The organism is Microbacterium xanthum (assembly GCF_034531355.1).
Classification (GTDB): domain Bacteria; phylum Actinomycetota; class Actinomycetes; order Actinomycetales; family Microbacteriaceae; genus Microbacterium; species Microbacterium xanthum.
Genome location: NZ_JAWHUE010000002.1, coordinates 760,195 through 781,917, shown reverse-complemented (window position 1 = coordinate 781,917; position 21,723 = coordinate 760,195). Strand labels below are relative to the sequence as shown.

The window sequence follows — 21,723 nt, the reverse complement described above, 5'->3', positions numbered from 1 at the left end:
AGAAGCAAGATGAAGGCAACGCAATGGCTGCGACCGACCAACCCAACATCGTCATCCTGTTCGCCGACCAACTGCGTGCTGATGCGCTCGGTTGCTATGGCAATCGAATGACAGATACTCCGGCGTGCGACTCGCTCGCCGCGTCAGGCACGCGCTATGACGCCGCCTACACACCTTCGCCGGTCTGCGTTCCCGCGCGGTCTGCGTTCATCACGGGACTCGAGCCGCAACACGGTGAGTGCTTCGACAACGAGATGCCGATGTCGCAGGCGACGACATTCATGGACGAGCTGACGACGGCCGGGTACCGGACCCACGGGGTCGGGAAGATGCACTTCACCCCCGACGGCGCTTCCCTGCGGGGCTTCCAGACACGGGACACCGGGGAGGAGTTCGGCACTCCCGAGACGGATGACTACCTCGACTTCGTGGCCTCCCGCGGCTTCGACCATGTCGAACACCCCCACGGGCTGCGTGACGAGATGTACTACGTCCCCCAGCTGTCACCGGTTCCCGAAGAGCTTCACCACTCGCACTGGGTCGCCGACAGAAGCATCGCGTTCCTCGACCAGCACGACCAGAACCGACCGTTCCTTCTCTGGTCCAGCTTCATCGCACCCCACCCGCCGTTTGCCCCGCCGTCTCCGTGGCACCGGAGGTTCGAGCCCTCGGCCATGCCGGATCCCTTCATCCCGCAAGGCAGTGACGGTCTGCTCACGGTCTTCAACCGCCTGCAGAACCGATACAAGTACCGAGACGGCGGCACCGACCGCCGGCTCGAGCAGCTACGGTCTGCCTACTACTTCGCCTCCGTGAGCTACCTGGACTCGCAGATCGCACGTATCCTCCGCGCGCTCGACGACGTGGGATGCCGCGAGAACACCGTGATCCTGCTGTCAGCCGACCATGGCGAGTTCCTCGGTGACTATGGCGCCTACGGCAAACGGTCCTTCCTCGACGTCGCCGCTCGCGTGCCCTTGATCATCAACGGCCCGGGTTTTTCGGAGGAGGTCCGCAACGAACCGGTCAGTCTGATCGATGTCCGACCGACCCTTCTCGAACTCGCCGGCATCGACTATGAGGAACGCGACGGAGCTGCACTCGTGCCGCAGCCGCCCGCCCAGCGTGCCATCTACGGCCAGTTCCAGGACGGAGAGCTCGGCCTGTACGCGGTTATCACCCACGAGTGGAAGTACATCTGGTCGGCCTTCGACCGCGCCGAGTTCCTCATCGATCGCATCCGCGACCCGCGCGAAACGAGGAACCTTGCATTCAACCCCCGCCGCCGCGAGGTCGTCGAAGACATGCGCGCGCGGGCACGCGCACACTTCGACGACCTGACCGACACGGACTTCGCCGCGCTCAGCGCGAACGGGCCTCTCCCGCTCGGCGAGCGCCCCAGTGAGGATCTCCTACGGGCGCTGCGGGCGCTGGAGCGCGACCCGGAGGCGTCGACGCTCGTCGTGCGTGGCGGTCCGTGGATTCCTGACCGGCCGGGCGCGTGACGGCATGACAACTGCTGATGCAACGTCGGCGGCCCAGCTCCTCGACATCTGGTGTGAGGCGCTGATCGCCCACCAGATCACCGACGGCGAATCCACGCTTCGAGATGGCGGCCTCGAATGTCCTGCCTGCCCGCGAATCCATGGACGCTGCTGGGAAGCTCTCTATCCGTTTCTCTCTCGCGCTCGCACCACCGGTGAGTCCCGGTGGGTCGTGGCCGCACTGCGCCTGTACGAGTGGTCCAAGAACGTCAGCCAGGACGATGGCTCGTGGTCGAACGACCTCGATCCATCATCCTGGCGAGGCACCACGGTGTTCGGCGCGATCGCCCTGGCGGAGGCGCTGCATCATCACGGTGATCTTCTCTCCGAAACGGATCGCTCGGAGTGGGCAGCGCGGCTCGCGCAGGCTGCCGATGGCTACCTGCGCGAGACTTTCACCGCGATCGACATCACCAACATCAACTACGGTGTGTCCGCCGTCTATGCATTCGACCTGATCGGGCGGGTCCTGAACAGGCCGGACCTTCGGAGCCGCGCCCGGTCCCTCGTCGATCAGATCGTACCGTTCTTCACGGAGCCGAACCGTCTTCTCTCCGGCGAGGGCAAGCCCGCTCGGAACGTGAGCGGGCGCGGCCTGCCTCCGGTCGATCTCGGGTACAACGTGGAGGAAAGCCTCAACGCTGCAGTCCTGTACGCACTCGCGAACGACGACGACCGCCTTGCATCCCTCCTCACCGTGTCGCTCAGGCGACACCTGGAGTTCATGCTTCCCGATGGCGGATGGGACAACAGTTGGGGCACCCGCCAATTCAAGTGGACCTACTGGGGAAGCCGCACGACCGACGGGTGTCAACCGGCCTACCTCGCCATGGCCGATCGCGACCCCGCTTTCGCACTTGCCGCTCAGCGAAACCTCGACCTTCTCGCGAGGACCACCGAGGGCGGCCTCCTGTACGGCGGCCTGCACTACACGACGCGCGGAATCCCCGCGTGCATCCACCACACGTTCGCGCACGCGAAAGCCCTGGCTTTCGTGGTCGACTCCGGTCTTGATGCCAACCTCACGAACAACGACGAAGCGCTCCCCCGCGAAGCCGCGGATGGCGTGCGAGAATTCACCGAGATCGCGGTGTGGCTCGCCGCACGCGGGCCTTGGCGCGCAACGGTCTCAGCGTATGACGGGTCCTATCTGGCGGAGGCACGGCACGACGACGTGCTGCACACGATGGGTGGCGCTCTGGGCGTGCTCCATCATGAGCGCCTCGGTCTTCTGACCGCCTCGAGCATGCCCCGGTACGTTCTGTACGAGCCCCGCAACCAGCAACCGAATCCCGACGAGGATGTCGCCCTCACCCCTCGTGTCGAGCTGATCACGGGTGGGCACTGGTTCACCCATCTCTATGACCCATCGTCGCGGGTGGAGTGGACGGATGACGGCGGAACCATCACCGTACGCGTTCGCACCACCTTGCTGGCGGCAGACGGTTGCGCCCCTCCCGGCGGTCACGCCGATGTCGACCTACTCTATCAATTCGCCGACGACGCCCTGACCGTCCGAGCGTCCTGCGGGCCCCTGTCGGCCTCGAGCAGCCCCGCCCTGGTGGTGCCGATCGTCTCCCCTACCGGAGAAGATCTCCACCAGGTATCAGAACGACGGATCGAGATCGAGAAGTCAGGCGGCACGCTGATCGTAGAGAGTAACGGCGCGATGACCGTCGCAGACAGGGTCTTCAACATGGTTCCCGGCGTCGAAGCCCTCCCTCTCCGCGTGGCGATGGACGGTGCCGAGGACAGGGTTGTCGAAGTGCACGTTCGCGCACGTTCTCATTGATCCGAACGAGCGTGGGGGGTGGGTTGTGCGGCAGCACCCACCCCCCACCCAGGTGTCAGCCCGCGGGCCGGTAGGAATAGATCGACGGCACGGCCTGGTAGGTCTGCACGTCGACCTCGGTCTCCTCGTCCGTGACAAAAACCAGCGCCGACCGGTAGAAGGGCACGAACCATGCGTCTTCCGTCACTACGGCGCTGAGGTCCCGCTGCGCCTGCGCCGACTCCTCTGCGCTGCCGAACTGGATGGTTTCGAGCGCCGCATCGATGCGCGGGTCGGAAGTCCCGAACGGATTGTTCGATGCGTCCGGGGCGAGCATCTGCTGTGCCATCCACCACGTGTTGCCCAGACCGTTCGGCTTCACGGCGGCGACAAAGTCTCCCGATGTCGCCACCGATACGCCCTCGCTCGCCGGTCGCTCGTTCCAGACGACATTGATCCCGACGTCTCCGAGGTTCTGACTGATCGCAGCCTGGAAGGCAGGGTCCACGTTGACCGCGGGGATCTCCATGTCGAATCCGTCTGCGTAGCCGGCCCCAGCCAACAGCTCTTTGGCCTTCTCAGGGTCGTACGGATAGAGGTCCTCGTTCTCCTCGATGAAAGCGGGAGAGCCCTCGGGGAAGATCTGCGACGTTGCCGTGCCAAGGCCCTGCTCGATCTGAGCCAAGATCTCCGATCGGTCGATCGCATAGTTGATCGCCTGCCGCACATCCTTGTCGCCGAGCGGTTCCAGCACGGTACCGTCCCTGTCGAGAAGCGTGATTCCGCTGAAGTTCACCTCGTTGAGGTGCTCATCCAGCCCGCCGGCGACGGCTTCATCGCGAGTCTTGGGCGTGATGAGTCCGGCGTTGAGCTGCCCGGTCAGCAAGCCGTTGAGCGTCGCGGTGCGGTCGGGAATCACTCGGAGAATCACTTCGTCGTAGTGCTGAATCGACGGATCCCAGTAGTCCTCGTTCGCGGCGAACGTGTACTGCGAACCCGGTACCGACGCGGCGACATCCATCACGTACGGCCCGCTCCCGACCGGCTGCGTGTCGATGTTGCCCGCCTCGATCGCGGTGGGGCTGGCGATGAAGCTCGTCTGGACGGCGAGGTTGTCGAGCAGAGAAGGATCCGGGGCATCCAGAGAGATGACCACCGTCGTCTCGTCCGGAGCCGACACGCCGCTCACCAACGAGAACAACGACGCAGAGGGGCCGTTTCCGTCTTTGAGCCGCTCGAGGTTCAGCTTGACCGCTTCGGCGTCGAGCGCCGTGCCGTCCGTGAACTCGACGTCGTCACGAATCGTCAGCGTCAGCTCGGTTGCATCGTCGTTGTACTCCCAGTCGGTGGCGAGCATCGGCACGAGCGTCAGATCCGGTTCCTGTCGAATCAACGTGTCGTAGACGGGCTGATAGAACTGGCGATGGTGCGCACCCTTCGCCTGCGCGGGGTCGAAGGACTCGACCTCGAGAACGGTGGCGACCGTCAGCGTGTCGCCACGGCCCGTCGCGTCCTCGCCGTCGTCAGTGCTGCCGGCCGCGCAACTGGTCACGGCGAGAACGGCGGTCAAGGCGACCCCCGCGGTGAAGGCCTTCCGGCTTGGGAACTTCATTGATTCCTCCTTGTGCGAATCGGTGCTCACCCGGCGATTCGGAGCACGCAGCGTGTGGACTGGCTCCTGGAGCGGTCAAGGGTGGGAGCCCGAATCAGGCTGTCGATCCGGACACTCGCGACTACGACACTCCCGCCGGCGGTTCGTAGTGCACGTCTGCGGGTGTGTCGGGGAACCCCGTCACTCCGCGTGACATGTCGAACTGGTCAATTCTGACGAGAGGCCGCACCGTGTAGTCGAACGTGCGCAACCCCGCATCGTCGAAGGCGGCGTCCACTCCATCTCGCCGCAGTTCGGCCTCGAGCTCATCCAACAGCTGGGCGACCAGTGTCGGGTGATCGTCCTGGATCGGGTTCAGCTCCTGCGGGTCGGAAGCCACATCGAACAGCAGTGCGTTCGGGCCATTCGACATCCAGATCAGCTTGTATGGACCACAACGCACCATGGCCTTGAACCGCTCGGTGCCGGGTTTGCCGTGATAGCCGAACAGCAGATCTCGGCGGAGCGTCGCGTCATCCAACCCCCCGAGGATGTCAACTCCCTGCCGCAGCTGCGCGGCCCCGGCTGCGCCCGTCGCTATCCCGAAGAGGTCGACAAGACACGCGAGTTCTTGGCGCCGCTCGCCGGGCGTGATCCGCCCAGGCCAGCTCAAGAGGAACGGGATGCGTGTGGATGCCTCGAAGAAGCTCTCCTTCTGCCACGCACTGTGGTCGCCGAGGTGATCGCCGTGATCGGAGTAGAAGCAGATGACGGTGTCGTCTGCGTCACCGCTCGCCTCGAGTGCGTCGAGCATTCGTCCGATGCACGCATCGATATAACTGATCTCACCGTAATAGCGGGCCTTGAGCGCACGGGCACGATGAGCGTCGACGTCCTCGGCGTACACCGCGTGGTTCATCCACGGGATCTGCTGGTCGAGGTGATCGACGGCGAGGTCGCCGGACACGGGCAGCGGCATGCGATCGGGGTCGTACATGCGGTTGTAGGGCAACGGCGGCGCGAAGGGCGGATGGGGCCCGATGTACGAGACATAGCCGAACCACGGCCGCTCATCGTCGACCTGGATCTGCTCGATCGCGCGATCCGTCGCCCATGCCTCGACAGTGATCTCGGCGGGCAGAGCACTCATCTGCGGCATGTAGTACATATCCGTGCGCTCACCCATGAGCGCCTCGATCCAGTTGTACTCGGGATGCTCGTCGGCGATGAACGCGGCGTAGTCGTCCCCCGCGCGCGACGCCTCGGTCCGGTACATCTCCTCGCTGCGCAACTGGAACTCGAACCCAGAGTCGGCGTCCCACGGGATCGTGTGGAACTTGCCGATCCCCCAGGTGCGATAGCCGAGATCACCCATGGCGGTCGCCAGGTAGGGGCCGACACGTTCGACGATCGCGTCATGGGTTCCCGGCTCGACGCTGTTCTCGTACACGCCGGTGCGCGTCGGCTGCGCCCCGGAAAGGATGGAATACCGCGACGGCACGCACACCGGGCAGGTCGCGTAGGCGTTGTCGAAGACAGCGCCGCGATTGACGAGGCGGTCGAGGTTCGGGGTCGAGATGTCCTCGTTGCCGAGAGCGGCCAACGTATCGAAACGCTGTTGATCGGTCATCACGAAGAGGACGTTCGGCCGCGTGGAATCACTCATGACGCGCTGACCTCTGAGACCTCATCGACGGTCTGGTTCTTCATGTGACGTATCTCCTTCGAGGTTCGGGACGTATCAAGCGGTTGCATCGGAGCGAGGCGAGCGCGTCCTCGGCGCGATCGCGACGGTGATCTGGCGATGGTGTCGGCCGGGCCCGAGTTCGCACTCGTCTCCCCCCAGGCGAAGTCGGGCCGATGTGGCAGGGGGCACCTCGATCTCTGCCGAGATCCCGCGATCGTTTCGTCGGAGTTCCAGCGAGATCCGACCGGACGAGGTCGGCAACGAGACGGAGAGGCGCCCGATGCGGTTCGGCAGCGACGGCGCAACCTCGAAGGTCCGATATCCAGGCTCGAGCGGTCTGATTCCCGCGAAAGCCTCGACGACGAGGAAGAGGGGCGATGCGGCCCACGGGTGAGCGCAACTCACATTCGGCTTCAGCGACTCGCTCCAGGCTTCCATCGTCGCCCCCGAGCCCACACGGAGCATCTCGTTCCATGACCGCAACCCGTCACCCACGAGGAGCCCATACGCCGCCTCCGCCCGTCCGAGGCGGATCAGGCCCGACAGCAGGAACGGTGCTGCATAGACACTGACCGCCATTCCGCGTTCGGCCAGGTAGCGTCCGGCGCGTTCCGCTCGATCCTGCGGCACGACCCCCATGGCTGCCGAGAACGCCGTGGCATGGGCCGCGCAGTGGTCGACAGGGAGCCCGGAAGCATCGATACCGTCTCGGTAGGCGCCCGTCCGATCATTCCAGAGCAGGCGGTTGATCGCCTCCTTCATGCGGGCGGCCGTCCGCGCGTGACGATCCGCAGACGGGAGCCCCAACGCCGCATCGATGCGAGACATGGCAGAGAACGCGCCGCAGGCGAGTGCATTGACGACGGTGTTCACGGGGCCGAAACGGTATCCGTCGCGCTCGGATTCGGGCCAGTCGACGATGTCGTCGTCCAGCCTGCCGAAAGAGCCGTCGTTGCCGTGATCCTTCGTCACCAATCCCGTCGTCGCATCCAGGAGAGCCTCCGGCAGAAGCGCGCAAAGCGCCTCCCGACGGCGCCGCAGACCGTCGGCGTCTCCCGAGCGGAGGTACAACTCCCACGCATACATCACCAGGTAGAAGGGCCACTCGGTCGGCCACGTGCGTCGCTCGAGAAGGTAGTCGAGCGAGTACGACGCCAGTTGGTGGTCGGCACTCAGGGCGCCGTTGCTCCGCGATTGCAGGTAGGCGTCGGCCTCGTACGGCTCGCGTTCCCGACTCCACGAGTCCACGAGAAGGTTCCCGTTGTTCTGCTCCATGGTCGTTTCGCACAGCGCGAGAATGTCTGCGAGCACAGCGTCATCGGTCTCGAGCATTGTGCGCTCCCCGAGCGGGTAGACGTGCCCTCTGGCATGGAAGACCTCGAGCGGGAACTCTTCGGGGAGGCCTTCGATCTCGACGTACCGGAACACGCGCAGACCCCACGTGGAGACGGCCGCGGATGCCGGCGCCGACTCCCAACGATCGGCGAAGTGATTACCTGTGGACATGCGGTGGCGTACACGACCGTCGGACGTGAGCATTTCGCCGTAGCGGATCGTGATGTCCACCGCCATCGGCATCGACATCACCTCCAGACCACCGACCTGGGTGAACCCGAAGTCGAGCAGAACGGTGTCGGCAGCGGTGCGCCGCACCACCCGCGGAGCAGTCCGTGTGACGGTCACCTTCTCGGCGGGGTTGGGCTCGAGGGCGGCGAAGGCCGGCCGCTCCAGAGCCGCCGGCCAATCGGCCCCGACCTTCTCGTCGACATCGAACCCCCAGGGGTACGCTGAACCGACGAGGTGCTCGCGCGGAGCTGCGTAGTGACCGGTGCCGATGCTTCCCAGCGTCGTCAAGGCGCGGAACCCGTCGAGAGCTCGCCAGCTGGAGGATGTGCCGACGACATCGACGGACCCATCCGTGAAACCGATCACCAGCTCCGCCTGGACTCGTTGATCCGCGGTGGTCCATGCGTGCACGCCGACCACATTGCCTCCCGGGCGCAGATGGGCAGTCGCATCGAAACCGTCGTACCGCGCTTCGGCGCCGATTGAGCGGACCGGCCCGGTCCCCAGTTCGAAGCCGTTGAGGCTCGCGCGGTAGACGAACTGTCTGGCCGGCTCAGCTGACGACCCCGTGATGAACAGCGTCGCCCAGGCCACCGGAGTCTCCGACGGCACCTCGAACGCGTGACGAAGAAACGCCCACTCGCCGCCGGGCGGCGTCAGGCCCAACGAACTCTGGGCCACCTGGAGGACACCGGCCGCATCCCGTTCGCCGGAGTTGACGACAGCTCGATCGTCTCCACCGGCGAGAAGCCGGCCCGATGCGTCCACGACCGCGAAGTGAGACACCCGGGGGCGAGAGTGCCCGGGTGCTCCGAGTCCGGCCCGCCCCTCCGTCCAGGTGGCGTCGGTGATTCGGTGGACGATGACGCCGTCGATGCGAGTGACGATCTGATCGCCGCGGGCGGCCACCTCGACGCGCGTCGAAGCGTCGCCCCCGGGAGTCCACCGGGCGCTGCCGAGCAATATCTCTCGCCCCTCGGATCGCCGGGATGCGATGAGCTCGCCGACGTCCGGATCGACCGTCCATACGTAGCCGTTCCGCTGGTCGGGGGCGCGGAAGTGGACATCGAGCCGGCTACCCGCTGCGGGCTTGCGCCCATTCGGAAGGCGAGGTGCCCGGCATATCACGACGGTGACGTCGTAGTCCTGCCATCCGACGGGTGCGGGTGTCGGCAGCCAGATCGGCGCGCTGTTCTTCCACACCCGCCCCGGTCCGGTTCCGATCACTCCGTGCGCCGTCGGCGCCGAAAGCACGTGCCACCGATAGCGGCAGGACGGCTGAAGAAGGTTCGGGGGGACCGCATGCTCGCGTTCTCCCCTCCGGACAACACACTCGTAGACCACCGTGCTTCGAGCGACATCGCAGATCCGCACGAGAGACTCACCATCGATCTCAGCCAACCAGCGCAATCGGACGGGCGAGCCCACGTCGAGATCGAGGGGATCGCGGCGATCGTTCGCCCAGGCGCGGACGCCGGTCGTCTCCTCGATCGGGGCGTCGTTCTCAAGCATTCGTCGACGCTCCTCGCGTTCTGTTCGTGGTCCAAGGCATGCAGATGACGGGATGGGATGGGATCCGGGCCGCGCGGCCGTCAGAATCTGTCGCCGAAGCCCATCGCCACGACGTTCGAATACGACGTCTGCAGTGCCTCGAGTGAGGTGCGACCGTAACGCTGATCCTGCTCGACGAATGCGTGTTGCACGCCGATGCGCTCCGCCTCCGCGATGATCGCAGGGAAGTCGAGGGTGCCCTCCCCGATCTCCGCGAACTGGACGAGTGTGGGAAACGTCTCGTGGACCGCCCCCCGTTCTCCCGCGAAGTACCGAGCGAAGGCCTCCTCTGGAACATGGCCGATGCGGTAGTCCTTGAGATGAACGAGCGCCACGCGATCGCCATATGCCGCGAGAGTCCGCACCGGGTCCAGGCCACCTCGCTGGACCCAGTGCACGTCGATCTCCAAGAAGACATTCGGGCAACGCTCGACGATCACGTCGAGGACGGCGTCGCCGTCGAATCGCATGAAGTCGACGTGATGGTTGTGGTAGCTCAGGGTCAAGCCCTCGTCCGCGAGCCGCTTCCCATACTCCTCGATCGTGTCGCAGAAGTGCTCAAGGCGGGCCCGCGAGGCGAGCGCCTCGTATGTCAGGATGCCGATTCGAACGTGCTGGGACTCTAGAGCCTTGGCATCGGCGACGATCTTCGCGAAATCGGCATCCAATGCATCGAAGGGAGACCCCTCCGGCGCCGCGAGGAGGCAGGAGATCGCGCTCACGTCCATGCTCAGCTCATGTTGGGCGCGCGAGAGCTCGGCAACGGTCTCAGGGACCATGGGTACTTGACTGACCTCGATCGACCGATACCCGATCGCCGCGAGCTTCTCGAGAGTGCGGAAGACGCCATCGCGGGCGAACTCCTCCTTGAGCATCATCGCCTGTGCTCCGATGATCACTTCCGTACTCCTTCGATCGCTGCGGTCGCGAGGGTTGCGTCGCCGCCCTCTGCGTGAACCCGCTTCTCAAGCTCGCTGAGATAGGTCTCTTCGTCGAAGTCCATGTCGACTTCCACCCCGAGCCAACTCGACAGATGTATGGCATTCGCCAGACGCACCCCGTCGATGCCATCCGCGCCCGGCGCGATCAGGGGCGTACCGTCGAGGATGTTCCGGGCGAAGTTCTCCAGCACTCCCGCATGCTGTTCGCCCCAGCGCGACGTGAACTCCAGGCGCTCGGTCGTGTAGAACTGCGACGGGTCGAGCTCGCCCGAGAAGACGCGCTTGACCGCATCGGAATCGATCGACGCGCTGATCTCCCGCTCGAGGCGTTCGTAGCGGGTGACCTCGGCGACCCGGCTGCCCTCGACGACGATCTTCCCGCGTTCGCCGACGATCTCTAGTCGGTCGGTTCCGCGCAGGTCATGCGTTGAGGTCGTGAACGTACCCGTGACGCCCTCTCCGAAGTCGACCAGAGCGTTGACCTCATCCTCCACGACGATGTCTCGCTGGAACCCGTAGGCCACCTTCGCGAACACCTTCTGCGGAGCCCCGCACAGCCACTGCCAGAGATCAAGCTGATGCGGTGCCTGGTTGACCAGGACCCCCCCGCCTTCGGACCCCCAGGTCGCCCGCCAGGCACTCGAGTCGTAGTACCCCTGCGGCCGCCACCAGGTCGTGATCACCCAGTTCGTTCGCAGCACACTGCCGATCTCACCCGCGGCCAGAATCTCCCGCAGGCGGCGGTAGAGCGGATTGTTGCGCTGGTTGAACATGATCCCGAATGTCACGTGGGGATGCTCGGCGGCGAACGCGTTGAGTTCGGCGACTTGACGTGTGAAGACGCCCGCAGGCTTTTCCACGAGCACATGGATGCCGCGCTCGAGAGCCGCCATTGCGTAGGCCGGGTGGAGGTAATGTGGCACGCAGGTGACGACGGCGTCGACGGCACCACTGTCGAGCATCGAGATATGGTCGGTGAAGACCTGCGCGGATGGGAATTCTGCTGAAGCCCGATCACGCGTGGCCTCATCCGGATCCGCGATGGCTGCGACGGCCAGGCTCGGAACGAGCCCTTGGTCGATGAGCCGTGCGTACATCGATCCCTGCGTTCCGTACCCGATGATTCCGAGCCTGACGACGTCCCTCATGCGTCCGCTTCCTTCCTCTCTTCCATCCCGCGGGCGGGATGCTCGACGACGCCGACCGCGGGTCGACCCGCCTGGCGATAGACGTCTTTGATGACCGCGATCGACGTACGCGCGGTTCGCCCATCGATCCAGAACGATTCACGCGCGTTCAGCGAACGATAAAAATCGTCGATGAGCGCTCGATGCGACACGCCCCAGTACGACCGGGCCCCGGACGATACGTCGGCGTCGACAGTCTCGGTCCGCCCATCGGCCCACTCGACGTGCAGACCTCCCGCCAGCCGCAGGCACGCCGACTCCGCCTGAATGACCAACGCGACGGGATCGTTGGCCCCATTGGCCACGGTCGCGAAAAGCACGGATCGCACGTCGCTGTCGTGGGTGATCACCATGTCTGCGGTGTCTTCGACATCGACAAGCGGGTGCGCGCGATTGCCGATACCTCCCTGCACCGACCGGGCTGGGCCGAAGAGCCACAGGAGCAGATCGACTGTATGGATCGCCTGATTCATTAACAGGCCGCCGCCGCCGCACTCCCAGCGGCCGCGCCACGGACGGGAGGCGTAATAGTCGTCCGTCCGACTCCACATCACCGTCGCGTTGACCGAGCGGACCTCGCCGATGGAATCGCAGGAGAGCAGCTCCCGCAGTCGCTGAACGGGAGGGTTGTACCGGTTCTGGAAGCACACACCGAGGGTCGCCGACGAGCGGTCTGCCGCTCGGATGATCTCGTCCGCAGCGAACAGCGACTCGGCGAGGGGTTTCTCAAGCAGGACGTGGATGCCGCGATCGAGCGCCTCGATCGCAGGACCGGCGTGTTGGTCATGAGGTGTGCAGATGTGCACGGCATCAGGCGCGACGTCGTCGAGGAGTGACCGGACGTCGGGGTATCCGGGAACTCCGGTCGCCTGCTCGGCGGCAGTACGCCGTCCGTCGTCCGGGTCACAGACCCCGACGAGCTCGACCGCATCGTTCTGGTCAATCGCAGCCAGATGCACGGCTGAAACGTCCCCGCACCCGATGACGGCGACACGGTGACGACTCACGAGAGCGCGATCTCGAGGTCGTCGGCAAGATGACGGAACGCTCGCGCGGCCTCCCCGAAGGCCACGGGCCCGGAGAAACCACCCAGCTCATGCGCCGAAGCCAAATGGGGTTCCAAAGATGCAAAGCCTCGATATCCGCTGTCACGCATGGCGATCATCGTCTCGCGCAGCTGCCCGTCGCCCGTGCCGGCTGGAACGACCGCGCCGTCCTGCGCTCGCGCATCCTTGACCTGAAAGTAGTCCACGTACGGACTCAGCAACGCCCACCCGTCGGAGTACGGCCGGACGCCCACTTGCACGAAGTTCGCGTTGTCCCACGCCAGACGAAGGGCGGACGACCCGACCGACTCGACCACGTCCAGCACTCGATCGGGGATGTCGCCATAGATGGCCTTCTCGTTCTCGTGGACGAGCACGACGCCTTCACGTTCCGCGACGCGCGCCATCGCATGCATCCTCGAGAGCACGTCGTCGCGGACGGATTGCGGGGACCGCCCGGGCGGGGGGTAGAAGGAAAAGACGCGGATGTTGGCGGCCCCGAGCGCGTGCGTCACGCCGATGACCTTCTCGAGCCGCGCGACTTCGTCCTCGATCGACGAGTCGGAGGCCACCTTCCCGATCGGTGAGGCGATGGCCGACACCTTCATTCCACGGTCCTCGAGGAGCTTCCCCAAGCGTGAAATCTGCTCTTCATCGAGATCTACGACATTGACACCCCAAGCGCTGCGCACCTCGACGTGAGACGCACCGAGCGCTTGCAGCACGGCCACTTGCGTGTCGGGATTCGGATCGACTTCATCACCGAAACCAGACAGTGTCCACGTGGCGCGTCTCATGAATGCAAACCTCTCTGTATGCGACTGCCGGCCTCGACGAGCGGTCGTGTGCGCGCTCAGTCCGCAGGCAGGCTTCAGGTAGTCTCCCGACCAATCGACCGTTTGTCAACCGATTGCCGAATTATCTCTCGATCCAGCAAGCCCGCGCCTCTCATACATCGTTATCAGCGATTCCCCGGGCCGTGAGCAGCGCCGGATCCTGATGCGAATCGATTGCCAGCTGTCCTCCTGGATTCCCACACGAGGGCCCGGCATTCACCATAAGGTCCGCTGTCGGACCACGCGAGAGAGACGGAGCACGTGGCGCGACGGCGGCCCAACCCCGGGAGTTCCTCCGAGAGGCTGGGCCACCGTATCGGCACCTATCGCGTTCCGGCCCGATTCCGCGCACGCGCGATGACGACCGCCACGGCACCGAGGAGAGCCAGGATCGCCGCTCCGATGGCGAAGGGAGCCGGGCTCGATCCTCCGGTCGCAGCGAGGTCACCGGTTGCCGTCGCCGATGAGGGATTCGCCGTGGAGGTCGGAGCCGGTTCAGCCGATGCGTCCACGGTCGGGGTTGACGTGGGTTCGACGGTCGGAGTTGACGTGGGCTCCGGTTCACTGGCATCGGCCGGGACGGTGAGGTCGACGTAACCCGTGACATCGACACCGTCCAGCGCCACGGTGAGCCGTCGCTCCCCCGCCTGACCCAACCTCACTTCGCGTTGCGAGATGACGTCACTGGCGTCGGAACTGGTGATGAGGACATCATCGTCATCGATCGCCCCCACCTCATTGCCGTACTCGTCCAGCGCGCGAACGGAAACGATGATCGAAGCATCGATCGCCGGCTCGCCCGAAACAGAGACCTGCAGGCTCGAGACAGGGTAGGAGAACGCGAAGTCCTTCACGTGAATGACTCCCGTCGACGGCGCGAATCCGCCGGGAAGGACCTCCGGGATGAAGACCGAGAGCAGACCCTGGTCAGCAGCGAGGACGGGATCGAACAAGGGCTCGGGGCCCAGACCGGCGACAGGCTCTCGAGCGACGCGCCAGTCGGCATAATCCGCCTCGCTCGTGGCAGCCAGCACCTGCAAACCCGCCGTCAGGATGAAGGCGTTGCCCATTTTGTCCGTCACGATCTTCGAGCGGCCGGTGTGAGCGATTCCTGTGCGGTTCTGGTGCCACGTTCCCTCGAGGTCCCGGAAATAGTGCACGTGCTCCCTCACCCCCGAGTCATCGTCCCGCATGGTCACGTGCACACGGCCCTCCTGGTCGACCCATTGGCCTTCCTGGTTTCCCACGTCGCTGCCCTGCGGGATCTCCCATACGGTGACACCCGGCGTGTCTGGGCGGACCGGGTCCACACCTGTCACCGCCGCCCGCTCGCCGTCATTCCGATGCCATGTTCTCCCATCGTCGTCGCTGTAGAGATACATCAGATCGTGGTTCGTCACCGGATCAGGCGTCTCCCGCCACGTCCAGGTCGCGTGCAGACGGCCATTGCCGTCGTACTGGATGCCGTTGTAGTAAGCGTTCTCGTTGGGTCGCGTGGTGTCGCTGGAGGTGCCCGACACGAATACGCCTCGAGCCTCCCACGCGCCGTTCTCGTAATCCCAGAGCAGGCTGTCCCCACTGCCCGACCCGCCCTTTCGAAGCTCCAGGAGGAGCCCGCCACTCGGCTTCATCACGAAGCGCGGGTAGGTGACGACATCGACCGGGGCACCCGGCTCCTCGAGGAAGTCCTGAACGGGCCCGAACAGTTCGGGGGTCCACGCGGTGGCGGCAGGATCTTCGAGAACGCCGGGGAGGGACTGCCGATAGTGCAGTGGCTCGGCATGCATGTCGAACGCCAGGTGGATGCGTCCATCGGAGGCGCTGAGACCGATTGCCACCACATTGTGCGGGTCGTTCTTCGTCTGCGCGTAGTCGCGCAAGGTCATCACCTCCCACTCTCCGTCCGGGAGCGCTCTACGGCCCAGCGAGACGTTCCGGATGGGCGCGCCCGCGCCGTTGATTTCGCCGGATTCGGTATAGAAGGCCGTGTACTGCCATCCTTCGTGGCTGACGATCGGCCCCTGCTGGTGGGCGTTCCCGTTCATCCTTCGCGTGAGGCTCGTCTGGGCGTTCCCCGTCAGGACGGTCGATCGCGTCTCGGTCACACCTGGCGACGGCGGCGCTTCCCAAGCCACCGCAGGAACGACGCCGATAACGGGCATCACCACAGCTATGGCTCCGATCAGAGCGAGCGGCACCCGCCAGCTTCTTCGCGAGTCCTTCGTTGAGTTGTTAGGCATTCAGTCTCCTTTGACGACATGTCCAGGCATCCGCAGGGGCGGCGCAGAATCAACATAGTTGCAAGTGAGAATTAAGACAACCGGTGTGTCGTGGTAGGCCCGCAACCCATGAAAGTATGGGGTTTACGCGACGACGCGGTCCTCGCTCACGCGACCGCCGGTCCGAGACGGCGACACAGCGGGAGGCGATGGAAGGGTGAGAAGCCAGGAGCGCACACCGGGCTCGGTCGCCGACGTGGCACGGGCGAACGCGAGCACGGTCCTCCAGACGATCCTCGCCGGCGGGCCGATGAGTCGGGCTGCGATCTCGAATCAGGTGGCGCTCGGCAGACCCACCGTCACGCGCGCGGCCGCTCGCCTGATGGAGATCGACATCATTCGAGAGCGCTCCCCCCTTCCAGCCACGACAGGACGCCCGGAAGTTCCGCTGGAGATCTGTTCGGCCGGCCGTATGGTGGGCACGATCGCGTTCGGGGCCTCCGATTTCCGGCTGGGTCTGGTCGATCCGCGCGGGAGCGTGCTAGCCGAGTCCCGCGAGTCATACCGCGCCAGCGACGTCGAGTCCACGGTTGCGCGCGCCGCAGAAGGACTCGCCCGCCTTGCAGAGCGAGCCGGATCCGGTCGGCGCATGCTCGGCGTCGGCGCAACGATAGGCGGCTGGGTAGACCCAAGCACGGGCACCCTCGTCCGGTTCGCGCCTCGGGACTGGTACGACGTGAAGCTTGCCGACATCCTCCGCAGTCGACTGGACACTGCTGTGATGTTCGACCAGTCGATACGCGGACTTGCGCTGGCGGAGCGGATGTTCGGGGTGGCCCGGGGCGCCGATGACTTCGTCGAACTCTGGGTGGGTGATGTCATCGGCGCCGCCATCGTCGATCGTGGCGTTATTCGCCGTGGCCCCCGCGGCGGCGCAGGACAGGCTGCACACCTTCCGGTCCGCGAAGGAGCTCACCGGATGTGCGTGTGCGGCCGGCGCGGCTGTGTCCAGGCCTCAGCGTCGCATGACGCGCTCGTCGCAATGGGACGTGAGCGAAATATCCTCGATCAGGCCGCCGGAATCGACACACTCGTAGCTCTTGCCCACGCTGGCCGCCCGGATGCTACCCGTCTCATCTGGGAGGCAGCGACCCAACTCGCGTCGAGCTTTGCCGCAACTGTCGATATGTTGAATCCGTCCATGGTCGTCGTCGGCGGCCTTCTGACCGAGACTCCGCAGTTCCTCGAAGCATTCCGCTCTGCTCTCATCCATGAAGCGGACAGGTTCATCGACGGGCGCTCGTGCGTCGCGGTGTCCTCCTTCGGCGACGGCGGTCCGACGATCGCCAGCGCGTCGCTGGTGCTCGACGCGTTCTACCGCGACCCCTTCCGGATCGATGCCGCTGCGAGGCCCGCTACGTCGGCGCTCTTCCGGAGATGACCCATGCGCCGAAGACCCGTGGCGACCGAGAGGCTTCTTCGGCAGAAACGAGGCTCGCTCCGACAACGCGGCGCAGGTGAATGACACTCAGGAGGAAGTCACCACCACGGTGTGAACGCCGAGCGGATCAGGCGGCGTCGGGGATCACCATCCAGACGCTCGTCCCGCCGGTCTCCGATTCGTCGATGCCGACGCGCCCGCCGTGCGCATCGACGATGCGCCGACACGTGGACAGGCCGATCCCGAGACCCGGAACATCGTCGACGGCGCCGCGCTCCATGAGTTCGAACACGCGCTCGCGCTGATCGGGCGGCACGCCCGGCCCGTTGTCGTCCACGGTGATGCGCCAGCCGCCGGTGAGGCGGTGAGAACGGACGACCACTCGAGGTGCGACACCGGATGCGGCGGTGAACTTCACCGCGTTGGCGATGAGGTTCTGCATCAGCGCGCGCAGGAGAGTGCGGTCCCCGGTCAGCCGGCACTCGAGATGGACATCCACCCGCCCCTCCGTGGTCACCAGGGCGGCCTCGAGATCCTCCACGACCCCGGAGACGAGCTCGGAGAGATCGATGTCCTCGCGCCGCGGCTGCGCCCCGCCGATGCGGGCGTAGGCGTAGAGATCGCCGATCATCGCCGCCATCCGGTCCGCGACCGACTCGGCGCGGGCGAGGGCACGGGCCGCCTGGGGCGCCCCGACCATCTCCGGACTGTCGACGGCGAGCTCGATGAAGCCGGCGAGCGCCATGAGGGGGTTCCGCAGGTCGTGGCTGACCTGACCGGCGAATCGTTCGAGCGCGGCATTGGACTGACCCAGCTCGCGGGTGAGTCGGCGCAGCTCCAAGACATCCACGACCTGGTGCGCGAGAAGGGCGAGCGCCCGACTGTCCTCCGGTGCGAGGTCCCCGACCTCCTCATCGAAGACGCAGAGTGTTCCGATCGGCACCCCCTCCGGCGTCACGAGAGGACTGGAGGCGTAGAACCGCACCGCGGCGATGTCGCCGGTCACGAAGGGGTTGTCACGGAATCTCGGGTCCTGTCGCGCGTCCCGCACGACGACGTGGCCGGGATCCTGGAACACCACGGCGCACATCGAGTCCTCGCGAGCGCAGACGGAAGGGGCCAAGCCGACCGCCGCGATCTGATGCTGGAAGCGGTCGTCGATGATGTTGATGACGGCCGTCGAGACCCCGCATACCGTCGCCGCAAGCTGCACGAGCCCCTCGAGGTCCGGCTCGGGTGGCTGCCCCACCACACCGTAGGACGCGATCACATCGCGCCGGGCCGCATCCTGAACCGCCGTCATGAGTCCCCCTGCGTTCGCTTCCGAATGTAGCGGCACGGCGCGCCGCTCAGTGGTCGCCGACGAGCTTGAGTCCGACGACGCAGCCGACGAGCCCCAGGATGAGGAGCATCCGCACCAGCGAGAACGACTCCTCCCCCGTGATCATGGCGTAGCCGACGGTGAGTGCGGCCCCGATCCCGACCCAGACCGCGTAGGCCGTGCCGATCGGGATCCCGCGCATGGCCCACGCCAGACCGCCCATGCTCGCGGCGAGAGCGACGAGGAAGATCACCGAGGGCCAGAGCTTCGTGAAGCCCTCGGACTTGCCGAGCGCGGTGGCCCAGACGGCTTCGAGGACTCCCGAGACGATGAGGATGATCCACGACATGACGACCTTCTCCTTGGCCAGTCTTGTCGCGCACCGGGTACTGAACCGTCGTCCGGGGATCCGGGGGGGGATCCACCGGAGACCATACCCCGCGGACCTGATCGGCGCGTGTGCACCACGTGCGCACAACGCGATCAGACGAGGAAGATCCCGTCCAGCAGGCCGGGGTTGTGCGCGTGGACGAGCACGCCGAACACCACGGCGTCGAACAGGAGGTGCACCGTGACCACGTACGTCAGCGAGCGGGTCTTCAGGAAGATGAAGCCCTGCAGCAGCGCGAAGGGAACGGTGAGGAGGGGCCCCCATTCCCGGTAGCCGAGTTCCCACAGGAAGGACACGAACACGATCGTCTGCAGCACGTTGGCCTGCCAGAACCGGAAATGGCGCAACAGCAACGCGAAGCACGTGCAGATGAAGAACAGCTCGTCCCAGATCCCGACCGCGCCGACGCCGACGAACAACCGCGCGATGAGATTCGGGGTGTCCACCACCGGCCAGTTCAGATAGACACCCGAGGTGATGAAGTAGAACGGCAGGATCAGCCACCCGAGGACGAGGACGACCACGAGCCACGTCCACTGAAAGCGCGTCCACCGGCCGCCACCCCGCCACGGGAACCGAATCGCGCGGTCCCGGTAGGCGAACCGGGAGACGAGGTAGGGCACGAGCACCGCACCGCCGAGTGCGACGGTGAAACGCAGCATCCCGAGGTCGTCGAGCTCCGCCTTCAGCGGGATCGCGCTGACGATGAGCATGCCGAGCGCGATCAGCGAGAGGTCCCGGACCAGCGACGGGATGCGCCGGTCGGGCTCCTCCGCGCGCCGGTGAGCTGCGGCCAGCGGCCACGCGGACGCGAGCCCGGCGGCGAGGAAGGCCCAGCCGAGCCACGGCACCATGAGCACGAAGAACGCCGGAGCGGCCAGACAGGTCAGCAGTGCCGGTACGAGACGCCAGGTCCAGGCGGGGCGCACGATCGCGTCCGTCGAGAGGGCGGCGGAGGGCATCGTCGTCAGGCTCCCGGCGTCGCGACGCGGCGATAGGCGAGATCACGGATGTCGCGTCCCACGCGCTCCCCCTTGCGTTCGAAGGCGGTGAGCACGCGGCCCTCGAACCGGGGCGCCCAGTCGCCGGTGAATTCGCGGACGAAGCCCGTCGCGGCGTCCATCACCTCGCGCATCTGCACGGCGTAGTCCTCCCAGTCCGTCGCCAGGCGCAGCACTCCGCCCCGCCGCAACGCCTGGGCCACGATCGGGGGGAACGTCGGGTCGACGAGTCGCCGCTTGGTGTGCCGCTTCTTGTGCCACGGGTCGGGAAAGAAGATCCACACCTCGTCGACGGAGCCCTCGGGAAGCAGATGCCGGAGCACCTCAGGCGCGTTCGCCTCGACCAGACGAAGATTGCCGATGCCGGCGCGGTCGGCGTCGAGCATGGTGCGCGCGAGTCCCGCGCGGAACACCTCGACGGCGAGGAAATCGGTCTGCGGATCGGCGCCGGCCGCATGGACGATCGCGTGCCCCTGCCCCGATCCGATCTCGACGACCAGGCGCGCCGCACGCCCGAACGTCTCCGCGGGGTCGATCGCGGTGCCCGGCAGGATGCTGGTGGCCGCGACGTCGCGCTCGACGGGCACGACATAGCGGGCCGACAGGTCGCTCCACGCGCGCTCTTGAGCCTCGGACATCCGGCCGCTTCGGCGCACGAAAGACACCGGTCGCTCGCGGAAGCCGCGGGAGGGTTCGATCATCGCTCCAGCCTACGAGGCGCGCTCCTGCGTGACGAAGTCGATGAGCTCCTCCACCCGCCCGAGCAGGGCGGGCTCGAGGTCGCGGTAGCTGTGCACGCGGGCGAGGATGCGCTGCCACGCACGGGCGAGGTCGGCCTGATCCCGCGCGGGCCATCCGAAGGCCCGGCAGATCCCGACCTTGTAGTCGATGCCGCGCGGGATCTGCGGCCATCGCTGGATCCCCATCGCCTTCGGAGTGACGCACTCCCAGACGTCCACGTACGGGTGCCCGACGATGAGCACATGCGCCCCGTGCGGACCGCGGGCCACGGCCTCCGCGATACGCGACTCCTTCGAACCGGGCACGAGGTGGTCCACGAGCACGCCGTAGCGGCGGTCGGCGGAGGGCGGTTCCTGCGCGAGGACCTCTGCGAGCACGTCCACGCCCTGGAGATACTCGACGACCACCCCTTCGGCGCGCAGGTCGTCACCCCACACCTTCTCGACCAGTTCCGCGTCATGACGGCCTTCCACGAGAATCCGGCTGGCGCGCGCGACGCGTGCGCGTTGCTCGGCCGCGGCGAAGGATCCCGATGCCGTCCGCGAGCGCCCGGCCGAGGGCTGCCTGGCGGGCGCATCGAGGATGACGTCCGTTCCGTCGATGAGGAAGCCGGCGCCGAGGGGGAACAGCCGCCGCTTGCCGCGCCGGTCCTCCAGCTCGACCAGACCCTGCGAGACCTTCGTCACGGCGCCGCAGAACCCGTCGCCCGCCACTTCGACGACCAGTCCCTCCTCGGCCGCGACCCGCGCGACCTTCTTCGCGGCGCGCTGCCGCCACCCGTCCGCGAGCACGTCCGTGCCGTACCGGTCCTCACCGAAATCCATCCGTGTCTCCTCGCCAGCGCGACAGGCTACCGCCGGTCGCGCACCCCGCCGGGCAGCGCCACGCG

16 protein-coding genes and 1 riboswitch are annotated in these 21,723 nt (G+C 66.2%); of the genes, 3 read left to right on the top strand and 13 right to left on the bottom strand.

The window, feature by feature from the left end; all coding sequences use genetic code 11:
* Window positions 1-23 precede the first annotated feature (23 nt).
* Complete coding sequence (locus RZO50_RS09125; protein WP_322599398.1) at window positions 24-1,505, top strand: sulfatase family protein; 1,482 nt, start codon at window positions 24-26, stop codon at window positions 1,503-1,505.
* 211 nt (window positions 1,506-1,716) lie between these two features.
* Complete coding sequence (locus tag RZO50_RS09120; RefSeq protein WP_322599397.1) at window positions 1,717-3,336, top strand: hypothetical protein; 1,620 nt, start codon at window positions 1,717-1,719, stop codon at window positions 3,334-3,336.
* A gap of 55 nt (window positions 3,337-3,391) precedes the next feature.
* Here the strand turns inward: RZO50_RS09120 and RZO50_RS09115 are convergent, their stop codons facing one another.
* The 8 genes from RZO50_RS09115 to RZO50_RS09080 all read right to left on the bottom strand — a co-directional run bounded on the left by RZO50_RS09115 (window position 3,392) and on the right by RZO50_RS09080 (window position 15,765).
* Window positions 3,392-4,927, bottom strand: a complete 1,536-nt coding sequence (locus RZO50_RS09115) for an ABC transporter substrate-binding protein (RefSeq protein WP_322599396.1) — start codon at window positions 4,925-4,927, stop codon at window positions 3,392-3,394.
* A 121-nt stretch (window positions 4,928-5,048) separates the two neighbouring features.
* A complete protein-coding gene (locus RZO50_RS09110; protein ID WP_322599395.1) occupies window positions 5,049-6,572 on the bottom strand; it encodes a sulfatase family protein in 1,524 nt (507 codons plus the stop codon).
* Between the two features lie 75 nt (window positions 6,573-6,647).
* Complete coding sequence (locus RZO50_RS09105; RefSeq protein WP_322599394.1) at window positions 6,648-9,671, bottom strand: family 78 glycoside hydrolase catalytic domain; 3,024 nt, start codon at window positions 9,669-9,671, stop codon at window positions 6,648-6,650.
* Between the two features lie 80 nt (window positions 9,672-9,751).
* Window positions 9,752-10,609 (bottom strand): sugar phosphate isomerase/epimerase family protein, encoded by an 858-nt coding sequence (locus tag RZO50_RS09100; protein ID WP_322599393.1) that lies wholly within the window; start codon window positions 10,607-10,609, stop codon window positions 9,752-9,754.
* A complete protein-coding gene (locus RZO50_RS09095) occupies window positions 10,606-11,799 on the bottom strand; it encodes a Gfo/Idh/MocA family protein (RefSeq protein ID WP_322599392.1) in 1,194 nt (397 codons plus the stop codon). The genes RZO50_RS09100 and RZO50_RS09095 overlap by 4 nt, the downstream gene beginning before the upstream one ends.
* On the bottom strand, window positions 11,796-12,845 hold the full coding sequence (locus RZO50_RS09090; protein ID WP_322599391.1) for a Gfo/Idh/MocA family protein: 1,050 nt from the start codon (window positions 12,843-12,845) through the stop codon (window positions 11,796-11,798). The genes RZO50_RS09095 and RZO50_RS09090 overlap by 4 nt, the downstream gene beginning before the upstream one ends.
* Window positions 12,842-13,681: a sugar phosphate isomerase/epimerase family protein gene (locus tag RZO50_RS09085; RefSeq protein ID WP_322599390.1), complete on the bottom strand. Its 840-nt coding sequence runs from the start codon at window positions 13,679-13,681 to the stop codon at window positions 12,842-12,844. The genes RZO50_RS09090 and RZO50_RS09085 overlap by 4 nt, the downstream gene beginning before the upstream one ends.
* A gap of 362 nt (window positions 13,682-14,043) precedes the next feature.
* Window positions 14,044-15,765 carry a BNR-4 repeat-containing protein gene (locus tag RZO50_RS09080; protein ID WP_322599389.1) on the bottom strand — a complete coding sequence of 574 codons (1,722 nt, stop codon included), beginning with the start codon at window positions 15,763-15,765 and terminating at the stop codon, window positions 14,044-14,046.
* Window positions 15,766-16,195: 430 nt separating this feature from the next.
* Here RZO50_RS09080 and RZO50_RS09075 point away from each other — a divergent pair, with 430 nt between their 5' ends.
* Window positions 16,196-17,380 carry an ROK family protein gene (locus RZO50_RS09075; RefSeq protein WP_322599388.1) on the top strand — a complete coding sequence of 395 codons (1,185 nt, stop codon included), beginning with the start codon at window positions 16,196-16,198 and terminating at the stop codon, window positions 17,378-17,380.
* Window positions 17,381-17,507: 127 nt separating this feature from the next.
* On the opposite strand, the gene RZO50_RS09070 is transcribed toward RZO50_RS09075, so the two are convergent.
* The 5 genes from RZO50_RS09070 to RZO50_RS09050 all read right to left on the bottom strand — a co-directional run bounded on the left by RZO50_RS09070 (window position 17,508) and on the right by RZO50_RS09050 (window position 21,658).
* Window positions 17,508-18,683: a sensor histidine kinase gene (locus tag RZO50_RS09070; RefSeq protein WP_322599387.1), complete on the bottom strand. Its 1,176-nt coding sequence runs from the start codon at window positions 18,681-18,683 to the stop codon at window positions 17,508-17,510.
* A gap of 46 nt (window positions 18,684-18,729) precedes the next feature.
* Window positions 18,730-19,050, bottom strand: coding sequence for a DMT family transporter (locus RZO50_RS09065; protein ID WP_322599386.1), 321 nt, complete (start codon window positions 19,048-19,050; stop codon window positions 18,730-18,732).
* A gap of 12 nt (window positions 19,051-19,062) precedes the next feature.
* Window positions 19,063-19,127: riboswitch (guanidine-III (ykkC-III) riboswitch) on the bottom strand.
* 57 nt (window positions 19,128-19,184) lie between these two features.
* Complete coding sequence (locus RZO50_RS09060; RefSeq protein WP_322599385.1) at window positions 19,185-20,054, bottom strand: CPBP family intramembrane glutamic endopeptidase; 870 nt, start codon at window positions 20,052-20,054, stop codon at window positions 19,185-19,187.
* Between the two features lie 5 nt (window positions 20,055-20,059).
* Complete coding sequence (gene trmB, locus RZO50_RS09055; RefSeq protein ID WP_322599384.1) at window positions 20,060-20,794, bottom strand: tRNA (guanosine(46)-N7)-methyltransferase TrmB; 735 nt, start codon at window positions 20,792-20,794, stop codon at window positions 20,060-20,062.
* Between the two features lie 9 nt (window positions 20,795-20,803).
* On the bottom strand, window positions 20,804-21,658 hold the full coding sequence (locus RZO50_RS09050; protein WP_322599383.1) for a DUF3097 domain-containing protein: 855 nt from the start codon (window positions 21,656-21,658) through the stop codon (window positions 20,804-20,806).
* Between the last annotated feature and the right edge of the window lie 65 nt (window positions 21,659-21,723).

Bases quoted from the DNA above. Each gene is read 5' to 3' on its own strand.
- RZO50_RS09070 (WP_322599387.1), bottom strand. From the start codon at position 18,683: ATGACGGCGGTTCAGGATGCGGCCCGGCGCGATGTGATCGCGTCCTAC.
- RZO50_RS09105 (WP_322599394.1), bottom strand. From the start codon at position 9,671: ATGCTTGAGAACGACGCCCCGATCGAGGAGACGACCGGCGTCCGCGCC.
- RZO50_RS09060 (WP_322599385.1), bottom strand. From the start codon at position 20,054: ATGCCCTCCGCCGCCCTCTCGACGGACGCGATCGTGCGCCCCGCCTGG.
- RZO50_RS09110 (WP_322599395.1), bottom strand. From the start codon at position 6,572: ATGAGTGATTCCACGCGGCCGAACGTCCTCTTCGTGATGACCGATCAA.
- RZO50_RS09085 (WP_322599390.1), bottom strand. From the start codon at position 13,681: ATGAGACGCGCCACGTGGACACTGTCTGGTTTCGGTGATGAAGTCGAT.
- RZO50_RS09080 (WP_322599389.1), bottom strand. From the start codon at position 15,765: ATGAACGGGAACGCCCACCAGCAGGGGCCGATCGTCAGCCACGAAGGA.
- RZO50_RS09115 (WP_322599396.1), bottom strand. From the start codon at position 4,927: ATGAAGTTCCCAAGCCGGAAGGCCTTCACCGCGGGGGTCGCCTTGACC.
- RZO50_RS09065 (WP_322599386.1), bottom strand. From the start codon at position 19,050: ATGTCGTGGATCATCCTCATCGTCTCGGGAGTCCTCGAAGCCGTCTGG.
- RZO50_RS09050 (WP_322599383.1), bottom strand. From the start codon at position 21,658: ATGGATTTCGGTGAGGACCGGTACGGCACGGACGTGCTCGCGGACGGG.
- trmB (WP_322599384.1), bottom strand. From the start codon at position 20,794: ATGATCGAACCCTCCCGCGGCTTCCGCGAGCGACCGGTGTCTTTCGTG.
- RZO50_RS09095 (WP_322599392.1), bottom strand. From the start codon at position 11,799: ATGAGGGACGTCGTCAGGCTCGGAATCATCGGGTACGGAACGCAGGGA.
- RZO50_RS09125 (WP_322599398.1), top strand. From the start codon at position 24: ATGGCTGCGACCGACCAACCCAACATCGTCATCCTGTTCGCCGACCAA.